The 11,589-nt window shown below is 52.6% G+C and carries 8 protein-coding genes; 7 read left to right on the top strand and 1 reads right to left on the bottom strand.

Translation table 11 applies throughout. From position 1 onward, the window contains the following. Window positions 1–55 precede the first annotated feature (55 nt). The 4 genes from HFP08_RS12970 (at window position 56) to odhB (ending at window position 7,410) form a co-directional block, all read left to right on the top strand. Entirely contained in the window at window positions 56–1,450 is a 1,395-nt protein-coding gene (locus HFP08_RS12970; protein ID WP_168121021.1) for an ATP-binding protein, read from the top strand. A 68-nt stretch (window positions 1,451–1,518) separates the two neighbouring features. Next, entirely contained in the window at window positions 1,519–3,039 is a 1,521-nt protein-coding gene (locus HFP08_RS12965) for a leucyl aminopeptidase (protein ID WP_168121020.1), read from the top strand. Window positions 3,040–3,227: 188 nt separating this feature from the next. Further along, the gene (locus tag HFP08_RS12960) at window positions 3,228–6,149 is read left to right on the top strand and encodes a 2-oxoglutarate dehydrogenase E1 component (protein WP_168121019.1); all 2,922 of its coding nucleotides are present in this window, start codon (window positions 3,228–3,230) and stop codon (window positions 6,147–6,149) included. Window positions 6,150–6,156: 7 nt separating this feature from the next. Beyond that, a complete protein-coding gene (odhB, locus tag HFP08_RS12955; protein ID WP_168121018.1) occupies window positions 6,157–7,410 on the top strand; it encodes a 2-oxoglutarate dehydrogenase complex dihydrolipoyllysine-residue succinyltransferase in 1,254 nt (417 codons plus the stop codon). Between the two features lie 103 nt (window positions 7,411–7,513). Here odhB and HFP08_RS12950 read toward each other — a convergent pair whose 3' ends face one another. Then, entirely contained in the window at window positions 7,514–8,356 is an 843-nt protein-coding gene (locus HFP08_RS12950; protein WP_168121017.1) for a helix-turn-helix transcriptional regulator, read from the bottom strand. Between the two features lie 169 nt (window positions 8,357–8,525). On the opposite strand from HFP08_RS12950, the gene HFP08_RS12945 reads away from it, so the two are divergent. The 3 genes from HFP08_RS12945 (at window position 8,526) to HFP08_RS12935 (ending at window position 11,502) form a co-directional block, all read left to right on the top strand. Continuing rightward, window positions 8,526–9,650, top strand: a complete 1,125-nt coding sequence (locus tag HFP08_RS12945) for a Gfo/Idh/MocA family protein (protein ID WP_168121016.1) — start codon at window positions 8,526–8,528, stop codon at window positions 9,648–9,650. Between the two features lie 5 nt (window positions 9,651–9,655). After that, on the top strand, window positions 9,656–10,732 hold the full coding sequence (locus tag HFP08_RS12940; protein WP_168121015.1) for a Gfo/Idh/MocA family protein: 1,077 nt from the start codon (window positions 9,656–9,658) through the stop codon (window positions 10,730–10,732). 119 nt (window positions 10,733–10,851) lie between these two features. Further along, window positions 10,852–11,502: a ThuA domain-containing protein gene (locus tag HFP08_RS12935; RefSeq protein ID WP_168121014.1), complete on the top strand. Its 651-nt coding sequence runs from the start codon at window positions 10,852–10,854 to the stop codon at window positions 11,500–11,502. Window positions 11,503–11,589: the final 87 nt, after the last annotated feature.

The raw sequence follows: 11,589 nt of genomic DNA, 5'->3' as shown, positions 1-11,589 counted from the left end.
AATTATGGAGATCCAAATGGCTGTCGCCGTAGCTGTTGCCGGGGAGGAGTATGCAATGCAAGCCATTCGAAAGCGTTATTTCCCGGCGCTTGCCGATTACATCCGGGGTGGAAAGGATGCGTCGCTTCATCAAGCAAACGAACTGGGAAAGCAATTGCAAGGCATGAATCCTGAAGATATCATTGCTGTTCACGAAGATTGCATACAAGCGCTGGCAGCGAACGTGAATTCCAAAGAGGCCGTTCAAATCTACCATCGTTCTTTTGTTTTCCTTATGGAACTGATGGTTGCTTGTCGTTTCAAAATGGAAGTAGCCGCAAATGGAGAAATGGTTAAGTCTGCGGAAGAACAGCGTTTTTCGGAAATGAGAGAAATGCTCTTCAAATCGAATCTTTCATTCGAAAAGGTTAAGAATAAATATGAGAACGTGCTTCAGCATATGGACAGCGGGATTGCTTTATTCGACAGCGAGGGCATTCTCTCTTTCATTAATGTGCAGATGGCGAAACTGATGGACATTCCGCGCAAGACGCTGCTTGGCTGCAATATTCGCGAAATATTGCTGCATGGGCAGCTTGGCTTGTCGACGAAAAGAACGATATTGCGCTTGTACAAAGAGATGTTTCTGAAGCGGAATCGTTATTATGAATTTCAGCAGAAGGACGGAAAACATTTATTGGCAACTGTAACCTACGGCGATCAGCTCGATGGAGACTTTCTGTTCAGCGTGAAGGATGTCTCGGAATACAAGCATATTGAACAGAGCGCATTGCAGAATGACAAGCTTGCGATGCTAGGAAAGATAGCGGCGGCTATCGCGCATGAAATTCGCAATCCGCTTACAAGCATTCGCGGCTTCATTCAACTTCTCAGGCCGTATCTCCTGGAGGTCGGGAAAGAAGAGTATGCCAGAATTATCCTTACCGAGATCGACCGGGCGAATGATATTATTTATGAGTTTCTAAACTCCTCCAAGCCGTCCGCGCCAATGAAGCAATCCACCTCGATTCAGCATCTGATCAAAGAGGTCGTTATGCTCACCGAAAGCGAATCTCTGCTGCGCAATTGCGAAATCGGCGTCGAGTCGTTCCAATCGGAAGCTATCGTGTCTATCGATATTAAGCAAGTGAAACAAGTGATTCTCAATCTGCTCAAGAATGCTCTGGACGCGGTGGAAGAGGTGCAGGCCGAGCGAAGAGGCAAAATCGATATTTCGCTGAACAGCGACGGACAGTATGTTGAGATTAAAATAAGGGACAACGGCAAAGGAATGGACAAGGTTACCATGAGCAAGCTGTTCGATCCGTTCTTCACGACGAAGCAAGCGGGAACGGGACTTGGCTTGTCCGTCAGCTATCGCATTATACGAAATCACGGCGGAACGATACGCGTCGACAGCATGGTTGGAAGCGGCACGGAATTTGTCATTTATTTGCCATTGGCCGAATAAAGGTTTAGAATCGAATCGGGGTTAATTGCCCCGGTTTTTTATTTTTCTTGAAGCGGGAGGAACGGAAGATGACATCATTTACATATGGCAAATGGAAGAAGGACCAAGGCTATGAAGCGATGGTCATTTTGGTTGGCGAAGCTGAGCTTAAGGAAGGCAAGGCGTATGAACAATTCGCGGAACAGCCTGAAATTCGCGATAGACTTAGAAGCGAATGCGAGAAGGGCGTGTTTGTCGGGAAAGAAGAGCAAATCTATGTGCTACCAACGCTCGGAAGGTATGCTGCCGCCTATCTCGTCTTTGCGGGATATGAGCCGGGCGCCGGCGCTGCCGGATTGAGAATCGCGGCTTCTGCGGCTGCGAAAGCGCTGAAGTCAATCAAAGCCCGGCAAGCCGTCGTGGTGCTTCGGGAGGATTTGCTAGGCGCAGACTTCATAGAGACAGGAGCTTCGGCATCCGCTCAAGCGCTTGTCGAGGGGATGCGTCTTGCACTTTATGACCGAAAGCCGCTTAAGCGCGAGGAGAGCGTTCGATTCGAGCTTGACGACGTACTGTTTGTGTCGGACGAGGAGCGGGAGAACGGAGCTCTCGGGGATGAGGAAGCATGGAAGGAAGGCATCCGACACGGCAGCCTGCTTGCGGATAGCGTGTGCTACGCGCGCGATCTGGTTCATATGCCAGGCAATGAACTGACCCCGGAGAGGCTGGCTTCCTATGCGGAAGAGCTTGCGGCGGAATTGGAGCTGGATATTGAGGTTATCGATGAATTCACGGCAGCCGAGCAAGGAATGGGCGGCCTCCTCGGCGTCGGTCAAGGCAGCGCTCATCCGCCGCGAATGATCGTCATTCATTACAATGGCGATCCGGACTCCTCTGAAGTGCTTGGACTGATTGGCAAAGGCATCACCTTCGACACGGGAGGCATTTCGCTGAAACGCGCGGCCGGCATGGAGGAGATGATCAGCGATATGAGCGGCGCTGCGGCCGTGCTTGGCGCTGTGAAGGCGATTGCCGGGTTGAAGGCGAAGCGCAATATCGTGGCGGTCATTCCCGCAGCGGAGAATATGCCGTCAGATCGCGCGCTGAAGCCAGGCGATGTTATTCGTACGATGAGCGGATACACGGTCGAGGTTGTCAATACGGATGCGGAAGGCAGGTTGGTGCTGGCCGATGCCGTTACCGCCGCAATCCGCAGAGGCGCTACCCGGCTGGTAGATGTGGCTACACTTACGGGCGCTGTCGTCTCCGCCCTGGGTCATGAAGCGTCAGGAGCAATCGGCAACGACGATGCTTTCATGAAGGAAATGCTGGAGGCATCCAACCGCACTGGAGAGAGAATCTGGGAGCTGCCCTCCTATCCGGAATACAAAAAGCTGATCAGGAGCGATGCCGCGGATCTGAAAAATAGCGGCGGCAGATATGCAGGAGCGATAACAGCGGGGTTGTTCATCGGCCATTTCACCGAGGGACTCCCTTGGGTGCATCTCGATATCGCAGCTACCGCTTGGCTTCATTCGGGGAGAAAGTGGGAACCAAAAGGAGCGACCGGCGTAATGGTAAGAACACTGGCTGAGCTGTCATTGCGTTAGAGCATCCATTGATGCTAGAAAGCGATGATTTCAATGCCAAGATGATTATGGTTGGCAAGCGGTTATTGTACTAAAATATGAAGAAGCTAAGCAACTTCTTGTTGCATTTAGAAGCGGAATATGCATGATTATGGCCGCTGATGAAAATAATAGGATGGTTATGAATAGAGAGGGTGGAATTTTCTGCTATGAGCATCCATGATGAGCGCAACTCTTCTCCTTGGAAAAGCTATTATGGTCCCAATCTTGGTTATGTTCAGGAGCAATACGAACGGTTCCTGGATGATCCGAACGCCGTAGACGCATCGGTTCGCGAAATGTTCTTGCAATGGGGAGCGCCTCCGACCGAAGAAGCGGCGGCAGCGCCGGGAGCTGCTAAGACGGCCGGCACCCTGCAATCCGCAGCCGTGCAATCTGGAGCGGGTTCTAATGGAACAATTGACAAAAATATGGTGAAAAAGGTCGTCGCTGCTCATCAGCTTATGCTGAACATTCGCAGATACGGCCATTTAGATGCGGATATCGATCCGCTGGGTTTAAGCCAATCGGCCGACACGTCCCTGCTCGATCCGCAAACGTTCAATCTGACGAAAGAAGATCTCGCCGCGATCCCGGCTTCGCTGATTTGGGAAAACGCACCTGCGGAGCTTGTAAGCGGCTGGGATGCGATCGTTCGATTGAAAGAAATTTATTCCCGTTCGGCAGCTTATGAATTTACGCATATTCATGATGAGAATGAGCGGAACTGGCTGCACAAGCAAGCCGAATCCGGCACGTTCCCCGCGCCTCTGTCCGCCAGGGAGAAGGAGGAGCTTCTGAAGCGGCTGCTTCAGGTCGAGCAATTCGAAAGCTTTCTGCACCGCACCTTTGTCGGTCAGAAGCGCTTCTCTATTGAAGGCGTGGATATGCTCGTTCCCGTGCTTGACGAGATTGTCAAGGCGGTTGCGCATGACGGCGCGCATCATATTCTAATGGGCATGGCGCATCGCGGACGCTTGAACGTGCTGACGCATGTTCTCGGCAAGCCCTATGAGAAAATCTTTTCCGAATTCCATCATTCTCCGAACAAAGAGCTTATTCCTTCGGAAGGCTCGATGGGCATTAACTACGGCTGGACCGGGGATGTGAAATACCATCTTGGCGCCGACCGCGCGGTCATCGAAGGCGAGACGGTTCGGACGAATCTGACGCTTGCGAACAATCCGAGTCATCTCGAATTCGTCAATCCGGTCGTCGAAGGCTTCACTCGCGCCGCGCAAGAGAATAGAACGCAGCCGGGCTTCCCGCAGCAGGACATTCACGAAGCGGTAACGATCTGCATCCACGGCGATGCGGCATTCATTGGAGAAGGCATTGTGGCGGAAACGTTGAATTTCAACAATTTGGACGGCTATCATAACGGCGGCACCCTTCATATCATTGCGAACAATCGTCTGGGCTTTACGACGAACAGCAAGGATTCGCGCTCGACTTATTATGCCAGCGACCTGGCCAAAGGCTTTGATATTCCGATTGTTCACGTCAACGCCGACGAGCCTGAAGCTTGTCTGGCGGCGGTTCGTCTTGCTTGCGAATATCGACTCCGCTTCAACAAAGGCTTCGTCATTGACCTTATCGGCTATCGTCGGTACGGACATAACGAGATGGATGACCCGGAAGTGACGCAGCCGCTCATGTATGAGAAGGTTCGCAAGCATGATACGGTTGCTACATTGTACAGCAAGCAGCTGGAGTCCGAGCAGGCGATGACAGCGGAACAGGTTGAGCAGCTCAAGCAGCAAACGCTCGACGCTTTGCAGGAAGCTTATGAGAAGATGAAATCGGCTCAAGGCAAAACGCAGGTTCAGGTTGTGCAAGACAAGGGCGATGTTGTGCCTGAAGACGTGAAAACGGCGGTACCGCTCGAAGAGCTGAGAGAGATTAATCTCGAACTCCTTAACCGTCCGGAAGGCTTCACCGAATATACGAAGCTGCAGCGTATCCTTCAGCGTCGCGCGTCCGCGCTCAATGACGGCGAGAAGGTGGACTGGGCGCATGCGGAAACCTTGGCGTTCGCGACCATTCTGGCGGACGGCAAGCCGATTCGCCTCAGCGGACAGGATTCGGAGCGTGGGACGTTCGCCCATCGCCATATTATGCTCAATGATCATGAGACCGGCAAGAAATTTTCGCCGCTGCATATTTTGCCGCAGGCCAAAGCTTCCTTCGCGGTTCACAACAGTCCGCTCTCGGAGACGGCGGTTCTCGGATTCGAGTACGGCTACAATGTATTCGCGCCGGAAACCTTCGTCATATGGGAAGCGCAATACGGCGATTTCGCCAACGTGGCGCAAACGATTTTTGATCAATTCATCTCGGCAGGCCGTGCGAAATGGTCGCAGAAATCGGGTATCGTCATTCTGCTGCCTCATGGCTATGAGGGTCAGGGTCCCGAGCATTCCAGCGCGCGTCTGGAGCGTTTCCTTCAACTGTCTGCAGACAATAACTGGACTGTAGCGAATTTGACAACGTCGGCGCAGTACTTCCATCTTCTGCGCAAGCAAGCCGCAATGCTTGGCAGCGACAATGTTCGTCCGCTTGTCATGATGGCGCCGAAAAGCTTGATTCGGAATCCGCGAGTTGCGTCGCATGGCGAGGAATTCAGCGAAGGCTCCTTCAAGCCGGTGCTGCCGCAGTTCAGCTTGACCGAGGCCAAGGCAGCCAAGGATAAAGTGAAGAGATTGCTGCTTGGCACCGGCAAGGTTATGATCGATGTTCAGGAAGCAATGTCTTCCGCAGGGCAGAATGAGTTCGATTGGCTCCGCGTAGCTCATGTCGAGCAGCTCTATCCGCTTCCTCAAGCGGAGCTGGAGAGAATCATTGGGCAGTTCCCTAAGCTCGAAGAGATCGTATGGATTCAAGAAGAGCCGAAGAATATGGGTTCATGGTTCTACATGGAGCCGCGTCTTCGCGCGCTGGCGCCAGCCAAGGTTGCCGTAAGCTATATCGGCCGCCAGGAACGCGCGAGTACAGCAAGCGGACATCAGGAAGTTCATGCCGCTGAACAGCAAGCAATACTTTCATCCGCTTTGAATGGCCAGTCTATCGAAGCGAGTTTGGTAAGGGGGTAACAACATAATGGCAGAAATTATTGTACCAGAATTGGGAGAGTCCATTTCCGAAGGAACGATTACGAAATGGTTCGTGAAGGAAGGCGACACCGTTAACCAAGGCGACGTGCTTCTTGAACTTGAAACAGACAAAGTAAATATCGAAATCTCCGCTGACAGCAGCGGTGTTGTTGCCAGCATTGCCAGAGGAGACGGCGATGTCGTGCAAGTAGGGGAAGCGATTGGTTCCATCGGCGCTTCATCGGGAGCCGCAGCGCCGGCTCCTGCTCCTGCTCCGGCGGCACCCGAGAAATCGGCTGAGGTCGCAGCGCCGGAGAAGGCTGCGGCGGTGGCTACAGCGCCTCCGGCAGCTCCTTCGGCTGCGGCTGCATCCCCTGCTTCCTCTGCGGTGCAGGCTTCGCCCGCAGTGCGCAAGCTTGCCCGCGAGCAAGGCATTGATCTCTCGCAAGCGCAAGGCCGCATCACTTCCGATGCTGTGCGTGCAAGCGGACAAGCTCCCGCCGCACCGAAGGCCGAGCCTGCCGCGCCGGCTCCAGCAGCAAGCAGCAGCGCAAACGGCAAGCCGGTTGAGCGCAAGCGCATGTCGCGCCGCCGCATGACGATTGCGAATCGTCTCGTGGAAGCTCAGCATACCGCTGCTATGCTGACGACGTTCAACGAAGTTGACATGACGGCTATTCTTGATCTGCGCAAACGCCGCAAGCAAGCGTTCTTCGAGAAGAACGAAGTCAATCTGGGCTTCATGTCCTTCTTCACGAAAGCCGTTGTCGGCGCGTTGAAGAAATTCCCGCTGCTTAATGCCGAGATTGACGGCGACGATATTGTCATCAAGCAATTCTATGATATCGGCATTGCCGTATCGGCCAAGGAAGGTCTTGTCGTTCCAGTTGTTCGGGACGCCGATCGTCTGGGCTTCGCCGAGATCGAGAAGAGCATTGGGGACCTGGCGAAGAAAGCGCGCGCGAATACACTTGCGCTAAGCGATCTGCAAGGCGGAAGCTTCACCATTACCAATGGCGGCGTCTTCGGCTCCCTGCTGTCGACTCCGATTCTGAACACGCCTCAGGTTGGTATTCTCGGCATGCATAAAATTCAGGTTCGTCCTGTCGCGATCGACGACGAGCGCATGGAAAACCGTCCGATGATGTATCTCGCCTTGTCGTACGACCATCGTATCGTTGACGGAAGCGAAGCGGTTCGTTTCCTCGTAACGGTCAAAGAGCTGCTGGAGGATCCGGAGCAGCTTCTGCTTAACGGCTAGTTTATACTTAGGTTAACGCCGCAGCTATTATTGCAACCAAAAAAGCTGCCGTCTGTGTCCCTGACATAGACGGCAGCTTTTGGCGTTCCCGTAAACTGGCAAGTTAATGGAGATGATGCTTCTTGCGGTATTGCTCCGGCGTAATGGCGGTATGCTCCTTGAACGAGCGGCTGAAATGGGACGGATGCTTAAAGCCCACATCGTAGCAAATTTCCGTAATGCTGCGTTCTTCCCCAATCAGCTCAAGCTTGGCCTGATAGATTCTGCGATGCATCAAAAATTGAAAGATGGTCATTCCAGTAACCTCTTTGAAGGTTTTCGCGAGATAATATTTGTTCAAATGCAGCTCGTTCTGAATCGCTTCGAGCGTGATGTCCTCCCGAAAGTTGCTCTCCACGTAAGAGATAATCGCTTGCACATGCTTTTCCTTGGAGGTCGGGAAAGCTACAATGGAATTCATCGGCGCTTTGCAGAGCTCATTGATCTGAATAAGCAGATCGGCAAAGCGGGCTTGAAAGCGTTGAAATCCGGAGGGCGTCCCCGAATTGAGCAACTCTTCCATTTTGTCCAGCGCATCTTCAATCTCGTCCTTCGCCTTGCCCCCCAGAGGGATTCTTACATTCTGAAGCTTCTGAAACGGCGCGAGCAAATCCTCCGCATAGGAGGGCTGAATATGCTGTTTGAAGTAGTAGGGATCGAAATGCAGCGTGGTTCGATGATAAGCGACGCTTGGATCCATATAAGCCTTGTGCAGCGTCATGCCATGCATGAGCAGCAAATCGTTCGGCTCGAGCACATAAATTTTGTCGTTAATAATATAATTGGCTTTCCCGCTGCGGAAATAATAGATTTCATAATGGGAATGCGTGTGATACGGAATTTCGTCGATATAGTTGAAGGATGTTCCGAGTGTGAACGGCATTGACATCTGCGTCTTTGTTGCCATGGATTCGCCTCCCTGTTCCTAGCTCAATTATACACCAACCAGAGTCAAATTAAAGTGGAATTCGATTAATGGGAATGAAGTTTTGACAGCGCTGTCTTGGTAAGATTAAAGCAGTAATCGAATTGCAAAATTCTAATAGAGATTACCAATGATAAGGAGCGATTAAGCGATGCAGGTTATGCGATTGGGCGTTATTGGTCTGGGCAACATGGGAAAGGGCCATATTCGATATATTCTCAATGGAGAAGTGAAGGGTGTCAAGCTTGCAGCAGTTTGCGACAGCGCGCCGCAGGGCTTGGAGTGGGCGAAGGAAAACTTGAGCGATGAAGTGCTAGTGTACACGGAACCTGGAGATATGATGAGCTCCGGTGAAATCGACGGCGTTCTTATTGCGACTCCGCACTATTCTCATCCAGAGCTTGCGATAGCCGCTTTCGAGAAAAACCTGCATGTGCTGTGCGAAAAGCCGGCTGGCGTATACACGAAGCAAGTAAGGGAAATGAATGACGCGGCGGCGAAGACCGACGTGAAATTCAGCATGATGTACAATCAGCGGACCAATCCGATCTACAAGAAGCTGAAGGATCTTGTCGTCAACGGCGATCTCGGCGAAATCAGAAGAACGAACTGGATTATTACCAATTGGTACCGTTCGCAAAGCTACTATGATTCGGGCACATGGAGAGCGACCTGGGCGGGAGAGGGCGGCGGCGTGCTGTTGAATCAGGATCCGCATCAGCTTGATCTATGGCAATGGACGATCGGCATGATGCCGACGCGCGTAAGAGCGTTCTGCTACTTCGGCAAGCATCGCAATATCGAAGTGGAAGACGATGTTACAGCATTCGTGGAATATGAGAACGGCGCAACGGGCGTATTCGTGACCTCCACAGGCGAAGCTCCGGGAACGAATCGATTGGAAATCAGCGGCGACAACGGCAAAGTGGTCATCGAGAATAATACGCTGACCTTCTATAGACTGCGCCAATCGGAGCGCGAATTCAATGCGAATTTTAAAGGCGGCTTCGGTTCTCCGGAATGCTGGAAATGCGAAGTGCCCGTGCATGGTGAGAATCCGGATCATAAAGGCATTATGCAAAACTGGGTGAATGCGATTTTGCATGGCGAAGAGCTGATTGCCCCCGGGGCTGAGGGCATTAAAGGCTTGATGCTGTCCAATGCGATGCTGCTCTCAACCTGGACGGATAATTGGGTCGACTTGCCGATCGATGAAGAGCTCTATCTCTCGCATTTGAACGAGAAAATTGCTGCTTCGCCGAAGAAAGGGGTTTAAGCCAAATGAGCAATAACGACGGAATGAATTATGCGCCGAAGGGCAAGCCGAACCGCGTGGTGGAGCCGGGGCAGTTCGTATTCGCGGCAACGAGCCTTGACCATGGACATATTTACGGCATGTGCAACGGCCTGGTCGAAGCGGGCGCTGTTGTGAAATGGGTATATGACGCCGACTCGGCAAAAGTCGACGATTTTATTAACCGGCATCCGGGGACGAAGGCAGCTGAATCGCTCGAGCAAATTTTGGAGGACGCGGAGGTGCAGCTCGTTGCAGCTGCAGCCATTCCGTCTCTGAGAGGACCGCTTGGCGTGAGGGTTATGCGCAGCGGGAAGCATTATTTCACGGACAAAACGCCGTTCACGACGCTCGAGCAGCTTGAAGAAGCTCGCGCCGCTTATGCGGAAACCGGGAAGAAATATGCGGTCTATTACAGCGAGAGGCTGCATGTCGAAAGCGCGATTTTCGCCGGCCAGCTTATTCAAGAGGGCGCGATCGGACGTGTCGTCCAAGTGATGGGCTGGGGACCTCATCGGCTCAACGCGCCTTCAAGACCCGCATGGTTTTTCGAGCATGAGAAGTACGGCGGCATTCTATGCGATATCGGCTCGCATCAATTGGAGCAGTTCCTTTATTTTACGGGAAATTCGGAAGCGAAGATTACAAGCAGCAAAGTTGCCAACTATGCCAACAAGCAATATCCGGAGCTGGAGGATTTCGGCGACATAACGGTTGTCGGAGAGAACGGAGCTACAGGTTACTTCCGTGTAGATTGGCTGACGCCTGACGGACTTGCAACCTGGGGCGACGGTAGAACGATTATTATGGGAACGGAAGGCTACATCGAGCTTCGCAAATACATTGATGTAGGCCGCGATAACGAGGGAGATCAATTGTATCTCGTCAATGCGGAGGGCACGAAGCATATGAGTCTGAAGGGCAAGGTCGGTTATCCTTTCTTCGGCGAGCTTATTCTCGATTGCTTGAACGGAACCGAAAACGCGATGACGCAGGAGCATGCGTTCAAAGCGGCGGAGCTTTGCCTGGTGGCGCAGCGAGATGCGGTTCAAATTGAAGGCTAGGCGTATGCTATAATCGAATAGTGAGATTCAATCAGGGCTCCTTGTATCCGTTCGTTCGGAATGAAGGAGCTCCTTTCATGGACGCGACCGGAGCGAGGAGAGGGAGGAATGGAGACGAAATGAAGAAAATTTTAGCGTATCTGGGTGATTATTATCATCCAAGGGAGCCGATCGAGGCCGTGTTAAGAGAAGCGGTCCAACCCGAAACCGAGAATGGAGAGCTAGAGCTAATTGTCGCGGAGAGTATCGATGAGTTCATGCGTCGATTGTCGGACAAGCCACATGCGGCGGTTCTGTATGCGATCAACAAGATTGCGCCGCAAAGCGAACCCGGGCTGATGTGGATGAATGAGAGCCATGCGGAGAAGATTGCTCGTTATGCGGAGGAGGGCGGAGGCTTCTTGGCATGGCATGCGGGAATGGCCTCTTACCCGGAGAGTAGTCCTTATGTTCGGCTTCTGCGGGGATATTTCGTCATGCACCCGCCGTTAAAGTCTGTTCGCTATGAAGGAGTCGGGAAATGGTCGACGATGATGCCGTTCGAATTGCTTGACGAGCATTATATGATAAATTGCGATGAGCGGGACACCGAGGTGTTCCTGCGCTCTTATTCGGAAGACGGGGAATCGATAGCGGGCTGGAGACATGAGATTGGAAGCGGGCGAGTATGCTGCTTGACGCCTGCCCACAAGGAAGAGGCGATGCGCGAGCAGACGGTCATGCAGCTGCTGCGTGAATGCGTGAGCTGGACGGCGCAGATAGGCAGCTGATTGGACATTGTCGCAATCGCGACATAGGCAAGCAAGGCCGTGAACATGCTCTGCGCAGCCTCGCGAACGCGGACAAAGGGCAAGGCG

The sequence above is a fragment of the Paenibacillus sp. HB172176 genome (assembly GCF_011947265.1).
Classification (GTDB): Bacteria; Bacillota; Bacilli; order Paenibacillales; family Paenibacillaceae; genus Pristimantibacillus.
This window is presented reverse-complemented; position numbering and strand designations above follow the sequence as displayed.